This window comes from Ectothiorhodospira magna, assembly GCF_900110965.1.
In the GTDB taxonomy this organism is placed as follows: domain Bacteria; phylum Pseudomonadota; class Gammaproteobacteria; order Ectothiorhodospirales; family Ectothiorhodospiraceae; genus Ectothiorhodospira; species Ectothiorhodospira magna.
The window spans coordinates 1-18,199 of the sequence record NZ_FOFO01000025.1 but is presented as its reverse complement, the minus strand read 5'-3'; the positions used below and the strand labels follow the sequence as shown (position 1 = coordinate 18,199).

Sequence of the window (18,199 nt, the reverse complement as noted above, 5' to 3'; positions counted from 1 at the left end):
GTTTATATCGCCCCCCGGAATCCGGCCTCGATGGCAGCCCAGTCCATGGCGGCTGTCGGCGCGATGCACTCCACCCGACTGTCACGGCGCCAAGCCACCGGCTCGGCGCTGAAACGTCCTTCCGCCCAGTCGAAGCGCTGCCATTCCCGGCCGGTGCGCAATACTCCCTTGGCCCGGATCAGGTCCCGCCAGGGGGAGGCCGCGAACAATGCCTGCACCCGCGACAGGTCGAAGCGCTGTGCGTGGTCGAAGTGCCAGCCCCGGGCGGTGTCCGCTGGCGGGGCCTGGACGGCACGGCCCAGCGGACGCAGGACCGGCCCGGACACCCCCCCCGCAACCGGCACATCCAGCACCGCCGCGTCCACCTCGCCCCGCCGGGCATGAATGATGGCCCGCTTGGGTGGGTACAGGCCCTTGAGGTAATCCTCCACGGCCTGGATCTGTTGCGGGGTGGCGACGTCCGTCTTGTTGATGATCACCACGTCCGCCAGGCTGATCTGGTCCCGGTAAATGGCTGAACGGGACAGACGATCCGCGGAAAAACCGCCGGGATCGACCACGCAGAGGCTGTTGCCCAGGGTGACTGCCCGGGCCAGCCAGGGGTCCCGCAGGGTGTCGATGATGCCGGCGGGATGCCCAAGGCCCGTGGGTTCCAGCAACAGCCGGTCAGGCCGGATCTGCCGCAGCAGACGGGTGAGGGCCACCCGCAGGCTCATGGCGCCGGTACAGCAGATGCAGCCACCGGATACCTCCCGTACCGCCACGCTGTCGCCACCGGCCGACGAGACCAGGGCGCCATCGATGCTCACTTCCCCGAACTCGTTCACCAGCACCGCCCAGCGCTCGTGGGCAGGACGCCGGCCCAGCAGGTGCAGCACCGTGGTGGTCTTGCCGGCGCCCAGAAAGCCGGTGATCAGGTTCAGGGTGGTGACTGCGCCGCCTGAAATGGTCATGGGGAAACAAAAATCAATCGAACAGGGTGGCGGGAATTTCTTCGGGAGAATCTGCTTTTACCCAGCGGTTGTATCGGTCGAACCAGAGTTCTCTAACTCTTTTATTAGAAACATAAGCATCTGAGGCAAGATTAACACCATGCCCGCCCAAATTAAAAACCGTTGCGCCTGCTGCTTTAGCAGCAGAAAGAGATGCCTGTCTATGCTGGAGACATCCATTGAAAAATCTATATGGATAAATTACCACATCATCATCCAAACTAAGTAAGGCATGCCGATATCCACCAATTACCCAAGCAGGACCATTTCGCCCATCAACCTGACCGCCAAAACGAACAAAAAGATCAGCAAACATCAGATACATTTTTGAAGAATTGCAGCCATCACCACGCGAATCACCAGAAAACTTTGTATCATGAGGTGGAATTCCCGCAGCCCGAGACAACTGATTTGTCAATAAATCGTTTTCAGTGATTACGGTAAGTAAGGACATGAACTCGGCGGGCGTCACCGGCGCGGCCTTGAAGCTCCTCAGAACAATATTCTGAGTCACTGTATCACCTCGGAGCACTGCGTCCACAAAAGCGCCGTAAATGACAGGGAAAGACATCATGATACGTACAGGCGGCTCTCCAGCGAAAACCTGTACCGGTCGGCAGGATTCATCGAGAATGACAAGATGATCGCCAATGCGCTGCCGTACACCAGGCGTAAGATTTAGATAGGTCTCAGGAGTCAGGCGAAGAGGCTGGACAACACCTCCGCTATCCAGTGATTTCAAAAAATCACCTATTGCATACAGCCGCTCATCATCCATGCAGCTGGCATGAGATTGAGAAACATACAAAGATGCGGCACAAAAAAATAAAAATATTGCAAAATTTCTAAACAGCATCAGCGACACTCCTTGGGAAAGATTCTTACATTCCTTTCAATATTAAAATAGGGATTAACAGGCGTATCAATCAATTTCCCCTCAGCCAGGGTGAACCCTTCACTTTCTCGTCTTACCGAGGGGCGCCAAGCACCGCTGTAACGTATACCTTCCGCATTATATAAAGCAGCAATGGATGACCATTTTATATTTTTGTCTACGATAATATCTTGACCAGGCTCGGCAGATTCACCTCTACACTGATTTGTGTTCGGGACATACATATTATCGTTCATATCAGCCTTGAACACGACATCATATATATGCCAATAACTATTTTCCGGTGTAATCTGCCGCTCTGGACCCGGCAAAGCCATGGCAAGTGCACGTACCAGATCATAGTCTCGCCCCAATAATCTATGGTGATCCTGATCCAGCACAAAGAAAGTCCAGAACCATCTGGCATCTATACTGGCAACCTTTGTAGAACGAATAAAATCAATATGTTCAGAAATTCTTGGCGTTTCATCCAGCTTTCGGAAAAGAATATCAATATACTCTTCAAAGGGAAGCACTGGATGTCCAATAAAATCTCCTTCAAAGTGATATACAGGGTTACACTCCATACTGGCAATGTACATGTTTCTTTTCAGTAGCGCCTGAATAGACTCACCTGAAAATAAAAAAGTACGCAAGGTGACCTGTAATGGTTCAATGGGCTTTCCTTCAGCCAAATCAGTCAAGACACCTCGTGGATTTTCAACAAGTCGAGGGTCATCACCATAGCTACAGCCATGACGGGCACTCTCCTCACTGATATAGTAATTCCACGCATCCAGCTGAGCATCCGTTAAAGAACTACCAAAAAATGGCGTCTGTACAATTTCTGCTTTCAATGGGATCGCAAAAAATATAAATAATAAAATTTGGAAAAAAACCGCTATCCTGAAAATTTTCATAAAACCCCATTCCTTGAAATCAGTATTTTATAATTCTCAATTAAAACGTCTTCACTTCTTGATCCCGGAGAAAAGAAAACACCAGTGCGACCTGGAAAATCTCTTAAAAACTCATGCATCACATGACTTTCATGCCTGTGATGAATCACTATGGCATCATTTTCTTTCAAGCTTGAAAAAGGCATATCCAACGTTTGGGGTGAAATGGAAAATGCATATGGCCTATAACCATCGCCACGAGCACGACCACGAAGACTAATAATTTCCTGGCGAGAAATATGATGAGGTGTTGACTGTGCCACAATGCCAGGATCACCATATTCCGGCCCCATATATATTACTGCATAATCTCTTGGCATATCTAAAAAGCAGGCCAACGTCTCGGAACTACTGACTACCGCAGAAAACTTTTCCTGTCCCAGCATTGCGGACAACTCAGCCGCACCTCGACGAAGATGATGACAAAACACTTCCCCATGAAGAGTGGGCTGAAAGTGAACCCAAATGGATATATCCGGGAAACGGGCAGAAACTTGACGAGAAAAGTCAGTTAAAAATGGGATGCTGACAGGATTTATAGCAATCATGTCACTACCACAGGATCCATGTCTGGCTGCCCTCCATTGCACACTATCCAAAAGGCCAATATCGACTATTCTTTGATGATTGGTCAGACAGGTTCCAGTTCCCGTAATTAATGGAGAACGATGTACTACCCAAGCACCGTCCCGAAGCTGTTGCACATCGATCATAATGGCATCATTTTTATTATTGACAGCGGTCATAACCTGAGGCATCAGTGGTGTAAGACCGGAAAGATGCAACGCATGAACCATATCTCTCATATGGTCATTGACATTCAATCCCACTGAATCAAAAACATCATCAATACTTTCGCCAGCATCAATTGATGATTTTAAATTAAAAGGATAATGATCGTTTTCCAAACGTTGCTCATTAATTAATAGATCATCTGCCAATGAGACATCAGAATCATCATAAATATTTTCTTTTTTATGATCACCAGATGAAATCAATGGAGGGGCCACATGCTGTGCAAATCGACCGACAGCATAAACCGAAGGTTCGGTATTAACTACCCATGTCGCAAAAAAACCAGCCACTGGGCCAAGTGTATCGCTGACCTGTGATTCAAAGTATTTATATGTTTCAGTTTCAACCACAGAAGAACTATTTATCATTGGAATGGCAATAACCCCAATGATACCACCCAGCTTCATTGACCATACAAGAATCGGTCTCTTCCAACCAAACAAGGCCGGAATACTGGCAATCAATCCAATGCTATTTACAAGAGCAAAAAATAATGAAAAGCCCATGGCGATTGGAGGAACAATAAGGGCTCTGACATAACTTTTCCCCTCTTCCTCGCGCCAACCCCCATTGGCCATCTCTTGGATATCCTGATGAAGCTTTTGATATTCATTTTCAGCCATATGAATAAAGCGTGGCTTAAGCACCATCTGGTGAAATTCCAGAGGAGTATAGTCCAGTCTCAGGATCATCAAAGGATCCATCGGCTGCAATGCTTTATGCAAACGAGCCTGAACAAAATCAGATCTTAAAAATTCTTCCGCACTCATATCAAGAGGCAAGATGACGCCTAGCCTCTGTAGCATTTCATTTTCAAGACGTTCTCTCGCGAGATTTGCTCTGGCTTCAACAGCGGCAGTCATGAACCCATCCCTATCATCAGCAATCCATGAATCTTTTAACACAACTCCCTCCGCCAATAGATCAGAGCGGATCTGAGATGAAAGCACAGGATCCCTAATAAATAAATCGTATGAAATAGGTGCCCTGACAAAAAATGAAAGTTTTGAGGAAAGATGATCATAGGACAGATCGTGACATTGCTGAACCTCTCTTCTTTCGGTTACAAACCTGGAGCCACGCTGCACTGTTTTAGTAACGGTCTCGGGTTCGTGACACCAGTCCCTGGGAGCAACATAGCGCCCAATAGATTTCACAATCTCAGCCCTGTAAATATCTTCTACCTTAATGATACATTCATTTCTGAATCTTGAGTCTTCACAGCTTTCCCTGGCCTTGAAGTAAGTATCAAGATTTCTTTGTAATGCAAGTACCTTCCGAGTAAATTCATGTTCATCAAGGTTTTCTGACAATTGTTCCCATTGATTCAAAAGATTTGACTGCAGTATATTCCATCTTTCTCCTGCTTCTTGGTAAAAATATGATTTTGCAGCCCAGTATTCATCTGAAATTTTTTCATATTCATTCCATAAATAAACAATACTATCCCGTAGTTTTAAATAATCTTCATAGGATGAAGGGGTTGCCTTAATCGATTCATTAATAGCCACTTGATTCAGTATGCTTTCTGCATTATCCCTAAGATCAACAATGAAATCCGGTGAAAAGAAAGTCATCAGACCCACGATTGAAATAAAGCTTCGAGTATGCGCGGAATCCAGATCAGAGTCATCGAATTCAATCCCTTCAAGCTGAAGTGAGTTTGTGGCAAGCCCTTGCTTCATAAAAACAAGAAGCTGTGCGTCCATGCGCTGTTCTGCAGTGGTTCTATCTACCAGGAAATCAACCAAAATACGCTGACCGAAATACATGGAAGAAAACCCAATGGCAATCAGCATTATTGATATTTTTAGAAAACGCAGAGCAGAAATATGATTTATTTTAATAAAACGCAACAAAAGAAGACTGAGACCTATACCTGAAAGAATTCTGCCCTCAAGCTCAAGCGCTCTTACCTGAGCATCAGTAATACTGGTAACAGCCACATCCACCAGCCTACTGTTAAAAGAAAGCTCATAAAGAAGATATATCAAGTTGACAGAAAAAAGAAAAACCAGCCAAAAGAAAACCCTTCGATCAGTTTTTTCTTTTGTTTTCATCTTCATTTACTCTGAAAAGATCTTTCAGGAATAGTAATAATTACAGGGCCGTGCTGCTCCAAGTAAAAGTCTGAAGGTATTGAATCATCAGAAACGAGAAGACCACGACTCGGCAAAAACGGCTTGGATTCCATTGACTCCAGCTCGGCAACCACACCACCTTCCGTCAAATAGTTACCCTGACGCATGAGAACCCTTTGTTCTGCATTTCTATTTCGAGCAGCATCATTTGGCAAAACCCTGCCATCCACAACAACAGGAGAGACATCATTTACACGGTCAAGAATTTCTTGGCAATCCGTGTGCCCAGATTCATTCTGGCATAGCAAATAAGCAGCAAATTGCTCCAGAGCAAATGCTTGAGAAGAAGTAAAGAAAATAAAAAAAATGGAGGGAAAAAAGGAGTATGGGATATTTTTCAGGCAAAAAAACATGATGCTGCTCCCATAAAAGCTACAACCAAATAATGGGGGATTGGTTTTTTCATATATTGAAAGGGAGTCATCGGAGGCAGGCACATATAGTTAAAAAGCAAGCCATGCCTGCCTCCGATCACAGGATCAATCAACGCATCAATTCAGCCTGAGTAGTCATATCCAGACGCCCTGTCACGGGAATACCTCGTTCCGCCTGAAATTCTCGTAGAGCCCTGGCAGTACGTGGACCCATGGCACCATCCACTGGGCCAGCATCATATCCCATGTTGTTGAGTATCTGCTGTGCTTGACGTAAGTTCACCCGCCCACCGGAATAACCAGCTGGCTGTGTAGCACCATCCACCTGAAGTCGTCCACCAGTCCCAAGGCCACGATCCCCCATCGTCTGTGCCTGATAATTCCGCAAGGAAGCAACAAGCTGATTATATGAATGCATAAATGCGCCGGAAATCACCTTACCCTGTGGAGTATTGGTATATCCACCCATTCCACCCACAGCACCGCCACCACCAAGAAGACCACCAAATCCCATATCTGTATTTCTGGCACTACCCTCTGCAACAGCAACCTGAACGCCACTACGATTATCAACCAAAGTCAACAATGTGGCTGCTTCATTGGTTCTAAGCGAACCCATCAATGCCCCAACAAGACTGCCACCTACCACCCCTGCGGCCGCACCAAGACCTCCTGTGCCCCGTTCACTGAAAAGTACTTCCGGAGCAATGGAGTAATCCGCGCTAGCCATCTGGCCGCTACCAAAATTACTACCGGCACGCAGCTCACCACTACGAGCAAGAGCGCGCTCCTGCTCCATCATCGACATGCCTCTACCCCGATCGACCACAATAAAGCAGTTCGACTGCTGAATAAGCAGCCTTAACACTGGTACTGTTGAAGTCAGCCGATATTGATTAGTGAGTATTTGATACCAGTCTGATCCACGGTCTTCAATAACGGCAATGGTTCCAAAAGGCTGCTCACAACGTTCCAAGCCTTCTGTAACATTGGACCCGCTGGCGCCTGCCGCAGCGCCGGTTGCCAAAGTGCCTGATCCACCAGTGCGTACTGGAGCAGAAACGCACCCAGCCAGCGTTAACGAAAGACAAGCAACCATCAAAAACTTTATCTTCCTTTTCATTTTTCAAATCCCGCCCTAATTAATTATCTAATAAGAAACATCCAAACTTCCCAGAAAATTAAAATAAAAACCAAAATAAATTACATGATTAAATAAGGCATTTCCTCGATAGAATTTAAAAACTGAATAACTCAAATGTGAATAATGGGTCACTCCTCGTCATCATCCCCCGGCACCCCGCATCGACTGAAGAAGTCATAGTGATCAAAGGCCTCTGCAATACCGCCCGCATGGGTGGCGTCAGCAAAATACACCCGCTTGAAACCATAAAGATGCTCCAGTTCCGGCTGGTGATTGCCCACCACCACCCCCAGGGTGCTGCCTCGCAGCATGTCCTCGTCATTGCCCGAATCCCCCGCCACCAGGGTGTGGTCCAGGGGGATGCCCCATTTGTCGGCGAAGTAGCGCACGGCAAAACCCTTGGAGGCCCGTACCGGCAACAGGTCCAGAAAACGGTCATGGGAGTAGATGATGTTGGCGTGCAGGTCTTCCTGATGCAGTAACCGCTCGATGTCCTTCATGCCGGGGGCCTTGGCCGGGTCGACGAAGAAACTGAGCTTGTGACGGCGCTGATCCTCCGCCGGCTGCGGGGTGATGCCCGGCAGGTCCAGCAACAGACGGCGCAGGGCCTCCGGGTTCCAGCGGTGGTCGATGTGCCGGGACCAGCCCTGATCCTCGGTCATCTCCGGGCCGTAATGGATCTCGGCGCCCACGGAGGTGATCATCACATCCGGCGTGGGTACACCCCATTCCTTGAGAATCTGGATGGCCGAGTCCAGGCGGCGGCCAGTGGCAATGCCGAAGGCCACCCCCCTGCCCCGTTCCTTGAGCCGTTGCAGCATGATCCGCAGGGAGGGCCGATCCCCCAGCAGGGTGTTGTCGATGTCGGAAATCAGCGCCCGATCCGCCTGGGACAGTTTGCCGGACAGCCGCTGCTGACCCCGGCGATGGCGGCTGGCCTCCCGGCGTAGCCCCTTGATGCGCTTGACATAATTTTCTGCGTGACCTTCCCAGGCATAGTGCCGTCGTACCCCCTTGAGGCCGTTGTCGGACAGGCGCTTCCAGCGTTCCGGATCACTGATGATGCCGTAAATGGCCTCCGCCATGGCCTGGCCGTCCAGGGGGTGTACCAGTTCACCACTGTGGCAGTGGGCCATGATGTCCCGGGGACCGCCGTCTTCCGTGGCCACAATGGGCGCACCACTGGCACAGGCCTCGATCAGGGTCAGGCCAAAGGGTTCGGTCAGGGCCGGATTGACGAAGACGCCCCGGGTGCGGGTCACCAGGCGGTAAAGATCAGGCACATCGTCGGCTGCGTGATGCTTGGGGAAGGCCACGGTACCGTAGAGGTCATGGTCGTCAATGAGCATCATCACCTCGGTGAGCACATCCCTTGGTCCCTTGTCCATCTGGCGGATGCTGTCCCGGTTGCCGGCGATGATGACCAGATTGGCGGCCTTGCGCAGTGCCGGATGTTCGGCATAGGCCTTGACCAGAGTGGGGATGTTCTTGCGTTCGTCGGGTCGGGACAGGGCCATGACCATGGGCTTGTCCGGATCCTTGAGAAAGCGCTTGAGGGTCTGGTAGATGGGGGGACGAGGAGCGCGGACTTTGGGGGGGTGGAACCGGCTCAGGTCCGTGCCCGGCGGGATCACCACCATGCGTTCCGGGCGGTAATGGTCGTAGAGGGCATATTGTTCCTCCACTTCCTGCCGGGTGCTGGCAATGACCATGTAGGCATTGCCCAGCACCTCCTCCTCGGCCTCGATGCGGCGGCTGATATGGTAGCGACGTTCGATGTCGTCCGCCGTGGCGCCCTTCTCCAGCAGGCGTTCCCGCTTGACCCGTCCCAGGGAATGCCCCGTCTGCACCAGCGGCACCCCCAGCAGGTTGGCCACCCGTACCGCCACATACCCGGCATCGGCGTAGTGGCCATGCACCACGTCCGGCATCAGGCCTACCTGCCGGATGTGCTTCATGGCGTTATCGGCAAAGCAGTCCAGATAGGGCCAGAGCTTTTCCTTGCGCAGATAACGGCGGGGGCCGCAGTCCAGGCGGACGATGCGCACCCCGTTGCCCAGGTCTTCTTCCGGCTGGGCATAGTCGTTGGACACCCGGTTGTCCACCACCCGTCGGGTGAGCAGGTCCACGCGCCCCACTTCGGGGTGGGCGCCCAGGGCACGGGCCAGTTCCACCACGTACTTGATCTGTCCGCCGGTGTCGGCATCGCGCCCCAGTTCCAGGTCATCCCCACGGACCAGGCCGTGGATGCTGATCAGGACGATATACAGGCCCTCGCCCTGACGGGCCTTGCTTTGGGTTTTCTTCATTTACCGTTTCTCGTATCCCTTGAGGCTCAAGACGTCCAGGGTGGACGGATCCTCGATGAACTTGTGTGACAGGATCAGCGCGGTGGCCGACCAGGTCTGATTGAAGTTGGAGCGGCGGCCGATGAGACGGCCGTTGCGCCCGTCGTAGTATTCGGGCCAGCCGTTGGCGTAGAGACGGGGGGCGGCGGTGTCATGGGCACGGCGGGCCAGGTCTTCCCGTCCGGCGTGGAGGGCGGCGGCGACGAAGGCCCACAGCAGGGCCGGCCAGTTGCCGCCGTTGTGATAGGACCAGGGGATGTTCTTGGGATCGGAACCGGTCATCAGCCGCCATTCATCCCCTTCCATGGCGGGGAAACAGATCTTCACCGGCATCATCCCCGCCAGGTCGCTCCAGCGCTGGTCGAACAGGGCCATGATGCGCCGCCCCTGCTCCGGGTCCGCCAGGTCGAACAGCACCGCCAGCAGGTTGCCCAGGGAGAAGAAGCGAAAATCCATCCGTCCCGGTCCCAGGTTGCCCACCAGATAGCCGGTCTCCGGGGGCAGCCAGTCGCTGACCCAGTCGGGGATGCTCTCCGGATGGATATTCAGGGCATTTTCCGAATCATGGCCGAAGATCTCAGTCCGGTAGCGATGGATCCGGTTGAGTCGATCCTCGTCCAGCCAGTAATAGTGGCGCACGTACTCGGTGAGCTGGTCCAGACGCTTGCAGGACTGCTGATGGATGGCCTGGCTTTCCGTATCTTCCGGGTCCAGCAGCTCCAGGGCCGCCCGCAGGGCGCCGAAGAACAGGGACTGGATTTCCAGGGGGTGGCCGTAGACCCCCATGCGCCGGTCGATCATGAACGAGCCGTCGGGCACCAGCAGGGTCGGGAAGATCTCGAAGCGATCCTGCAGGCAGATGTTGAGGATCATGCGCACGCCCCGGCGGCACTCCGGGGAACGGGTGAAGGCGGTATCTCCGCTGACCCGCTCATAGGCCACCAGCAGGATCAGCCACCACATCATGGAATCCACCGGCGCCACCCGGCCGATGGCCCGGTCACCGAAATCGGTGTGGATCTCTTCCTCCCCGGCCTCGTTGCACAGCACCCGGAAACTGGCGGGCATCACCTTGGCCACCGCCCGGTGACCCTCCACCTCTTCCTGCTGATCCCTCAGCTTGAGCACCAGGGCCAGAAAGTCGCGGACAATGTCGTGGCGACCGTCCAGCAGGAACACCAGGCCGGAGGGGACGAAATCCCGGACGAAGCAGTCGGCGTAATTCTCGGCGGGGGCATGGGCATCAAGGCTGGCGATGGTCCCGACCACCCGGCCTTGATAATGGACCTGGGAGGCCTCTAGGAGGCGGTAGGCGGAGCTGATAGGGTCGGTCAAGCGGGGGTCTCCCTTGTCGTCATCTCGGGTCTTCGGGCACCTCGGGGGCCGGCGGCGGTGTCGCCGGACGGGCAAACAGGTAGCCCTGTACGTAGTCCACCTGCTGGCCACGGAGCCAGTCCCATTCGGCACGGGTTTCCACCCCTTCGGCGATGGTGGCGATATTCAGTTCGCCGGCCATTTCGATCAGCTTGGTCAGCACTTTCTGGCGGAAGGGGTCCTGGTCGATCCCTTTCACCATAGCACGATCGAACTTGACGAAATCCGGCCGCAACTCCGCCAGCAGGTTGAGGGAGGCATAGCCGGCGCCCAGATCGTCCAGTGCCACGCGAAAGCCGGCCTCACGATAGAAGTCCACGATACGTCGCAGGTTGGCGGTATCGGACACGGCCTCGGTTTCCACCACTTCAAATACAAAGCGGGTGGGATCGGCACCCAGCCGGTGAGCCTCGCTCAGCGTGGTGCGAAGACAGTAGGCCGGATCGTAAATGGTGGTGGGATTGAAGTTGATGAAGATATTGCAACGGATATCGTGTCCTGTCGCCTGGCGGATGGCATTGATGCGGGCCACCCGGTCGAGCTGGAACAGGAGGCGGGCGGCCCGGGCCTGTTCCAGCAACCGGTCCGGGTAGATCAGCGCGCTTTCGCCGGGGATTTGGCCCCGCATGAGGGATTCGTAGGCAAAAACCTGATCCGGGCGCCGGGTATGGACGATGGGCTGGAAATGGAACACCAGGCTTTCCGTCTCGATGATATCCATCAGCCAACCGCCGCAGGCCCGGGCCAGCAGGGCGTACAGGCTCTGGGTACGGGGCAGATGGGCGATGCCAAAGGGTTGATCCCCGGCCAGCAGGACGGCCTGACAGTCCCGGATCTCCGCCTCGCTCAACTGATCCCGGAGCCATTGGGCCAGCGGCTGCAGATCACCGCTATCCAGGTGGATCTCCAGTACCCCTTCGCTGGGGTGTTGAACCGGATGGCCCCGGGCCTGCAGGTGTTTGTGGAGTGCCTTGAGGGTATGGGACAGGAACGGCGCCAGATAGAGCCGTCCCGGTCCGGGGTCACAGCGCTCGATGACCTGGCAGTCTTGGCATGTCATGGCGGGCACCTCATCTCAGGGAGTCTTTCCATGCCCGGCACTGTCCCAATACGATGAACACTCACTGTGCATTCCCTATCTGGCGAAAGGTTCCAGCAGATCGTCCGTGGACGAACCGGCCCTGGCATTCTCCCCTGCCATTCTTCCCCGTGGGGAGGACGCAGACAGTCCCTCTGGAACGGATGGGAGACGTGGCGATATGATCATAACCGATCCCGGGTGGGGATCAAAAAACGACGAGGTATCTGCATCATGAGCGAGAAGGTCAGCAAGTCCGAGGCCCAGTGGCGTGCCGAACTGACGCCAGAGCAGTATCGCATCACCCGGGAGGCGGGCACGGAACGGGCCTTCACCGGCTGTTTCCATGATCACAAGGCGGCGGGGGTGTACCACTGCATCTGCTGTGATGCCCCGCTGTTCAGCAGTGATCACAAGTACGACTCGGGCAGCGGCTGGCCCAGCTACTGGCAGCCGGTGAGTGAATCGACCCTGGAACGGCATGTGGATCGCAGCCTGTTCATGACCCGGGTAGAGGTGCGCTGCGCCGGCTGCGATGCCCATCTGGGGCATGTGTTCGAGGATGGCCCACCGCCCACCGGACTGCGCTACTGCATCAACTCGGCGGCGTTGCGGTTTCAGGGGGCACAATAGCCCCCATCTCCCCGGCACCTCAAACCCCGGCTTCCCCATGTTGCCGGTCCAGTTCGTCGATGCGCCGCCCGGTCTCGCCCGGCGAGGTGGTGTGGCGGGCCAGGGTCTGGTAGGCCACCGGCACCACGAACAGGGTGAACAGGGTGGCGAACAGTACGCCAGCAAACACCACGGTGCCGATCACGAACCGGCTTTCCGCGCCCGGACCGCTGGCCAGGATCAGCGGCAGGGTGCCCATCACCGTGGTGAAAGCCGTCATCAGCACCGGCCGTAGCCGGATCTGCGCCGCCTCCACCAGGGCCTCCCGGAACTCACGTCCGGTGTCCCGCAACTGATTGGTGAACTCCACGATCAGAATGCCGTTCTTGGCCGCCAGACCGATGAGCATGACGATCCCGATCTGGCTGTAGATGTTGAGGGTCTGGCCGGTCAGCAGCAGTCCCACCAGCGCCCCCACCACCGCCAGCGGCACGGTGGTGAGGATCACCGCCGGCTGGACGAAGCTCTCGAACTGGGCCGCCAGCACCAAAAACACCACCATCAGGGCCAGTACGAAAATGAACAGGATGGCACCACCCGCCTCCTTGAACTCCAGGGATTCCCCCTTGTAGTCGATGCGCGCCTCCGCCGGCAGCTCCTCCGCGGCGATACGCTCCAGGTACTCCAGGGCCTCCCCCAGGGTGTAACCGGGAGCCAGACCCGCGGTGATGGTGATGGCGCGCATGCGGTTGTAGCGGCTCAAGGTGGCCGCGTCCGCCCGTTCCACGAAACTCACCACGTTGGACAGGGGAATCAGCGCCCCCGTGGTGGTGGAGCGCACGTAGATGTTGCGGATATCGTCAGGGGTCTGGCGCTGGTCCGGTATCCCCTCCAGGATCACGTCATACTCCTCGCCCCGGTCGATGTAGGTGGTCACCCGCCGTGAACCCAGCACCGTTTCCAGGGTCCGGCCAATGCTCTCGAAGGACAGCCCCAGATCCGCCGCCCGGTCCTTGTCGATGGTCACCATCAGCTGGGGCCGGGTTTCCTTGAAATCGGAATCCAGATTTCTCAGGTTGGGGTTTTCCGAGGCCCGTTCGATGATCAGGTCCCGCCACTGCACCAGTTCGTCGTAACTGGGACCACCGATGACGAACTGGACCGGCTGGCCCACCCGGCGCCCGCCCAACCCCTGACGCATGACGGTGATGGCCCGCACATCCGGGATCTGGGCCAGTTCGGCGGACAGGGCGCTCATGATCTCCCAAGCAGAGCGCTCACGATCATTCCAGTGGGCCAGCACCACGATGCCGAAACCGTTGTTCACCGCCTCCGCGCCGCCGAAACCCCGCGGGGTGCGGGCCAGCACCCGGATGGCCTCGCCGGATTCGATCAGGGGCATGAGCCGTTCCTCCACCTGGCGCATCTGGGACTGCATGTGCTCGTAGCCCGCCCCTTCCGGGCCGTCCACCAGGACGAAGAAGGCCCCCCGGTCTTCCGGCGGGGCGTATTCGTTGGGGATGCGCTCCACCAGACTGATGATGGCCACCAGCATGGCCACCATGACCACCCCGGTCACCACCGGCACCTTGAGGGAACCCCGCAGCGCCTTGCCGTAGAGGGCCGACAGACGATCAAAGGTTACCGCCATGGCATGATTCAGCCCGGTCTTGCCGGTATCCTTGCGGATCAGACGGGCACACATCACCGGCGACAGGGTCAGGGCCACGATGCTGGAAAAGGCCACCGCCGCCGCCATGGCCAGGGCAAACTCGGTGAACAGACGCCCGATATTGCCCTCCAGGAAGGCCAGGGGGACGAACACGGAGATGAGCACCAGGGTGGTGGCCACCACTGCAAAGCCCACCTGCCGTGCCCCCCGATAGGCCGCCAGCAGGGGCGGCTCGCCGGCCTCGATGCGCCGATGGATGTTCTCCAGCACCACGATGGCATCGTCCACCACCAGGCCGATGGCCAGCACCAGTGCCAGCAGGGTGAGCAGGTTGACGGAAAAACCCAGGGCATAGAGGGCGATGAAGGCCGCCGTGAGGGAGACCGGCACGGTCACCGCCGGCACCAGCATGGCCCGCACGCTGCCCAGAAACAGGTAGATCACCAGGATCACCACCAGCATGGCAATGAACAGGGTGGTAAACACCTCCTTGATGGCACCGTCGATGAACACCGAGGTGTCATAGCTCATGGCGATGCGGGTGCCTTCGGGCAGGGTGGGGTTGATCAGGTCCACTTCCGCCCGCACCGCCCGGGACACGGCCAGGGTGTTGGCGGTGGACTGCTGGATGATGCCCAGGCCCACCATGTCCTCGCCGTTGCCCCGCAGTTCGCTGCGGTCATTTTCCGGTCCCACCGCCACCCGGGCCACCTCCCCCAGGCGGGTCAGGTGGCCGTCATCCCCGCGCCGGATCACCAGGCGGGCAAAGTCATCGGCGCTCTCATAGCCCCGGGCCAGGCGCACGTTGAATTCCCGCTGCAGGGAGTCCACCCGTCCGGCGGGGAGTTCCACGTTTTCCCGCCGCAGGGCGGATTCCACGTCCTCCACCGTCAGGCCCCGGGCGGCCAGGGCCTCCCGGTCCAGCCAGATGCGCATGGCATACCGCTTGGCGCCGCCGATCCGGATCAGGGCCACCCCGTCCACGGTGGACAGGCGATCCACCAGGTAGCGCTCGGCATAATCGGTGAGTTGCAGGCCGTCCATGTGTTCGCTGGCCAGGTTGAGCCACATGATGGGATCGGCATTGGTATCCGCCTTGAACACCTGGGGCGGGTCCGCCTCGTCCGGCAGTTGCCGCAGCACCCGGGCCACCGCCTCGCGCACGTCGTTGGCGGCGGCGTCGATGTCCCGGTTGATCTGAAATTCGATGGTGAGGCGGGACTGGCCGTCGATGCTCTGGGAGGAAATCCACTTGATCCCCTCGATACCGCTGACCCGGTCCTCGATGAGCTGGGTGATCTTGGTCTCGACGATGGCGGCATTGGCGCCCCGATAATCGGTCTGCACCGTCACCACCGGCGGGTTGATGTCTGGATATTCCCTCAGGGGCAGACGGTCAAAGGACAACACTCCGAAGGTGACCAGCAACAGGCTGATCACCACGGCCAGGACCGGCCGGCGGTTGGCAACATCGGACAGGATCATGGGCGGCCACCGACGGGCTGATATTCACGCACCACCTCCACAGCGCTGCCGGGGCGGATGCGGACCGTGCCTTCCTGGACCACCCGGGTGCCGGCTTCCAGCCCGCCCAGGATTTCCACGTAGCCGGGCACCCGGCGACCGGCCTCCACATCCTGTCGACGCACCCGGTTCTCGTCGGTGATCACAAAGACATAGTGCTGATCCCGCACCTGCATCAGGGCCGATTCAGGGATGGACAGGGATTCTGTCTGATCCTTGACCAGGGTAAGGGTGAGCAACATGCCGGGGCGCAGGGCGCCGTCGGGGTTGGGGATGGCGGCACGCACCATGGCGGCGCGGGTGCCGGGATCGACCCGGGTATCCACGCTGGTGACCTCGCCTCGAAAGGTGCGATCCCGGTAGGCGGCGCTGCGGGCCTCGATGGGCTGTCCCGAGGCCACCCCGGGCAGGAAGGTTTCCGGCACGCTGAAGTCCAGCTTGATGACGCTGATGTCATCCAGGGTGGTGATGACGGTTCCGGGCGTGACCAGGGCACCGAGGCTGACGCGACGAAAACCCACCACGCCGTCGAAGGGGGCACGGATCACCCGGTCGGCCACCCGGACCTGGGCCGCCTCCAGCCGGGCCTGGGCCTCGCTCAGGCGGGACTGCTGCTCGTCCAGGCGCTGCCGGGGCAGGTTACGGTCGGCCACCAGGCCGCGGATGCGTTCCAGTTCCCGACGCTGCTCCTCCACGCTCACCTGCCGCTCCCGGGCCTCGGCCATTGCCTCGGCGGCTGCCAGGCGCACCAGTACCTGACCACGGCTCACCTGCTGACCATCGCTGAATTCGATGCGCTCCACCGGCGAGGTGATGCGAGCGGTGATTTCCACCGACTCGTTGGCGCGGGCGGTGCCGAGGGATTCCAGACGGGTTTCGAAATAGCGCTGGACCACGGGAGCCACCACCACCGGCACCGGTCCCTGAGCACCGCGGGCCGGTGGCGGCGGAGCCGCGTGATCCGCCAGGATCACGTAGGCAACTCCCGCCAGGATGGCCAGGGTCAGGATGCCTGGGGCGATCAATGTCTTTCCAGTCACATTCAGTCCTCGACAAAATCGAATCCTTCCGCCAAGGACGGAAGGAGGCAATCAATACTCCCTCCCCGAGGGGAGAAAAGAGTCAATGCGCTCACGGCCATGGGTCGCCATGAAATCCAGCGCCGGGCCGCGGGGGATGATACCACCGGGATTCAGATGCTCATGACTGCTGTAGTAATGGGTCTTGATGTGATCCATGTTCACGGTCTCAGCCACCCCCTGCACCTGATACAACTCCCGGGTGTACGCCCACAGATTCGGATAGTCCACCAGTCGCTGCCGGTTGCACTTGAAATGGCTGTAATACACCGCGTCAAAGCGCACCAGGGTGGTGAACAGGCGCCAGTCTGCCTCGGTGATCCGGTCACCCACCAGATACCGCTGCCGGGACAGTCGCGCCTCCAGCCAGTCGAGGGTCTCGAACAGGCGGTCGAAGGCCCGCTCATAGGCGGCCTGCTCGGTGGCGAACCCAGCCCGGTACACACCATTATTCAACGTGTCATAGACCCTTTGGTTGACAGCATCGATCTGTCCCCGCTGGGCCTCGGGATAGAAGTCCACATGCTGATCCGTATGCGCCTCGAAGGCGCTGTTGAACATGCGGATGATCTCGGAAGACTCGTTGTTGACGATGGTCCGGCGATGCCGGTCCCAAAGGGTGGGCACGGTGACAATGCCAGTGTACTCCGGGTCCGCCAGGGTATAGGCCTGATGCAGGTATTCAAAGCCGTTGACATGATCTTCCGTGGCCCCCGGCCAGGGCTGAAAATTCCAGCCCTGTTCCAGCATGAACGGGTTCACCACCGAGACACCAATGACATCTTCCAGCCCCTTGAGGGCACGGAAGATCAGGGTGCGGTGCGCCCAGGGGCAGGCCAGGGACACATAGAGATGATAACGGCCAGGTTCAGCGGGAAAGCCGCCCTCGCCGGTGGGTCCGGGGGCGCCATCGGGAGTGATCCAGTGCCGGAACAGGGAATCCTTGCGAATGAATTCACCGTCCTCGGTTTCTTCCGCCAGCCAGTCACTGCGCAGTTGACCCTTGATGAGCAGGCTCATAATCTCTCCGCAAGTAAGCCCGCGATTTCAATCGCGGGAGGAATTGGGCTGCGGTATTGCAGTCCCATGGAAAATTAATCAAAAATTTTTCGGCCACGAAAAAAACCCCGACTGGTTAACCAATCGGGGTTTGGAATAAGTGCCTGGCAGTGACCTACTTTCACATGGGGAGGCCCCACACTATCATCGGCGCTGAACCGTTTCACTTCCGAG

Annotated in this window: 13 protein-coding genes and 1 rRNA gene; 1 reads left to right on the top strand and 13 read right to left on the bottom strand. The window is 56.9% G+C overall.

Annotated elements, in window-relative coordinates:
* Positions 1-2: 2 nt before the first annotated feature.
* From BMX62_RS10510 to BMX62_RS10490, 9 genes are all read right to left on the bottom strand, one after another.
* Positions 3-953 (bottom strand): CobW family GTP-binding protein, encoded by a 951-nt coding sequence (locus tag BMX62_RS10510; protein ID WP_090208512.1) that lies wholly within the window; start codon positions 951-953, stop codon positions 3-5.
* A gap of 13 nt (positions 954-966) precedes the next feature.
* Positions 967-1,848 (bottom strand): hypothetical protein, encoded by an 882-nt coding sequence (locus BMX62_RS12710; protein ID WP_143339750.1) that lies wholly within the window; start codon positions 1,846-1,848, stop codon positions 967-969.
* Complete coding sequence (locus tag BMX62_RS12705; protein ID WP_143339749.1) at positions 1,848-2,786, bottom strand: hypothetical protein; 939 nt, start codon at positions 2,784-2,786, stop codon at positions 1,848-1,850. The genes BMX62_RS12710 and BMX62_RS12705 overlap by 1 nt, the downstream gene beginning before the upstream one ends.
* A complete protein-coding gene (locus tag BMX62_RS12700; RefSeq protein WP_143339747.1) occupies positions 2,783-5,680 on the bottom strand; it encodes a hypothetical protein in 2,898 nt (965 codons plus the stop codon). The genes BMX62_RS12705 and BMX62_RS12700 overlap by 4 nt, the downstream gene beginning before the upstream one ends.
* A gap of 2 nt (positions 5,681-5,682) precedes the next feature.
* Positions 5,683-6,114, bottom strand: coding sequence for a hypothetical protein (locus tag BMX62_RS12695; protein WP_143339745.1), 432 nt, complete (start codon positions 6,112-6,114; stop codon positions 5,683-5,685).
* A gap of 130 nt (positions 6,115-6,244) precedes the next feature.
* Complete coding sequence (locus BMX62_RS10505; RefSeq protein WP_090208509.1) at positions 6,245-7,258, bottom strand: peptidoglycan-binding domain-containing protein; 1,014 nt, start codon at positions 7,256-7,258, stop codon at positions 6,245-6,247.
* A gap of 149 nt (positions 7,259-7,407) precedes the next feature.
* On the bottom strand, positions 7,408-9,588 hold the full coding sequence (locus BMX62_RS10500; RefSeq protein WP_090208507.1) for an HAD-IIB family hydrolase: 2,181 nt from the start codon (positions 9,586-9,588) through the stop codon (positions 7,408-7,410).
* A complete protein-coding gene (locus tag BMX62_RS10495) occupies positions 9,589-10,962 on the bottom strand; it encodes a glycoside hydrolase 100 family protein (RefSeq protein ID WP_090208504.1) in 1,374 nt (457 codons plus the stop codon).
* 19 nt (positions 10,963-10,981) lie between these two features.
* Complete coding sequence (locus tag BMX62_RS10490; RefSeq protein WP_090208500.1) at positions 10,982-12,061, bottom strand: EAL domain-containing protein; 1,080 nt, start codon at positions 12,059-12,061, stop codon at positions 10,982-10,984.
* A gap of 252 nt (positions 12,062-12,313) precedes the next feature.
* Between BMX62_RS10490 and msrB the strand changes: the two genes are divergently transcribed.
* Positions 12,314-12,712 (top strand): peptide-methionine (R)-S-oxide reductase MsrB, encoded by a 399-nt coding sequence (msrB, locus tag BMX62_RS10485; RefSeq protein WP_090208497.1) that lies wholly within the window; start codon positions 12,314-12,316, stop codon positions 12,710-12,712.
* A gap of 19 nt (positions 12,713-12,731) precedes the next feature.
* Here msrB and BMX62_RS10480 read toward each other — a convergent pair whose 3' ends face one another.
* The 4 genes from BMX62_RS10480 to rrf all read right to left on the bottom strand — a co-directional run.
* Positions 12,732-15,848 (bottom strand): efflux RND transporter permease subunit, encoded by a 3,117-nt coding sequence (locus BMX62_RS10480; protein ID WP_090208495.1) that lies wholly within the window; start codon positions 15,846-15,848, stop codon positions 12,732-12,734.
* Complete coding sequence (locus tag BMX62_RS10475) at positions 15,845-16,927, bottom strand: efflux RND transporter periplasmic adaptor subunit (RefSeq protein ID WP_143339743.1); 1,083 nt, start codon at positions 16,925-16,927, stop codon at positions 15,845-15,847. Before BMX62_RS10475 ends, BMX62_RS10480 begins: the two co-directional genes overlap by 4 nt.
* A 51-nt stretch (positions 16,928-16,978) precedes the next feature.
* Entirely contained in the window at positions 16,979-17,986 is a 1,008-nt protein-coding gene (locus BMX62_RS10470) for a glutathione S-transferase family protein (RefSeq protein ID WP_090208493.1), read from the bottom strand.
* A gap of 141 nt (positions 17,987-18,127) precedes the next feature.
* A 5S ribosomal RNA gene (rrf, locus tag BMX62_RS13455) occupies positions 18,128-18,199 on the bottom strand; the annotation flags it as partial.

Coding starts and splice junctions, on each gene's coding strand:
- BMX62_RS12710 (WP_143339750.1), bottom strand. CDS start 1,848: ATGCTGTTTAGAAATTTTGCAATATTTTTATTTTTTTGTGCCGCATCT.
- BMX62_RS10490 (WP_090208500.1), bottom strand. CDS start 12,061: ATGACATGCCAAGACTGCCAGGTCATCGAGCGCTGTGACCCCGGACCG.
- msrB (WP_090208497.1), top strand. CDS start 12,314: ATGAGCGAGAAGGTCAGCAAGTCCGAGGCCCAGTGGCGTGCCGAACTG.
- BMX62_RS10470 (WP_090208493.1), bottom strand. CDS start 17,986: ATGAGCCTGCTCATCAAGGGTCAACTGCGCAGTGACTGGCTGGCGGAA.
- BMX62_RS10510 (WP_090208512.1), bottom strand. CDS start 953: ATGACCATTTCAGGCGGCGCAGTCACCACCCTGAACCTGATCACCGGC.
- BMX62_RS10480 (WP_090208495.1), bottom strand. CDS start 15,848: ATGATCCTGTCCGATGTTGCCAACCGCCGGCCGGTCCTGGCCGTGGTG.
- BMX62_RS10500 (WP_090208507.1), bottom strand. CDS start 9,588: ATGAAGAAAACCCAAAGCAAGGCCCGTCAGGGCGAGGGCCTGTATATC.
- BMX62_RS10505 (WP_090208509.1), bottom strand. CDS start 7,258: ATGAAAAGGAAGATAAAGTTTTTGATGGTTGCTTGTCTTTCGTTAACG.
- BMX62_RS12700 (WP_143339747.1), bottom strand. CDS start 5,680: ATGAAAACAAAAGAAAAAACTGATCGAAGGGTTTTCTTTTGGCTGGTT.
- BMX62_RS12705 (WP_143339749.1), bottom strand. CDS start 2,786: ATGAAAATTTTCAGGATAGCGGTTTTTTTCCAAATTTTATTATTTATA.
- BMX62_RS12695 (WP_143339745.1), bottom strand. CDS start 6,114: ATGTTTTTTTGCCTGAAAAATATCCCATACTCCTTTTTTCCCTCCATT.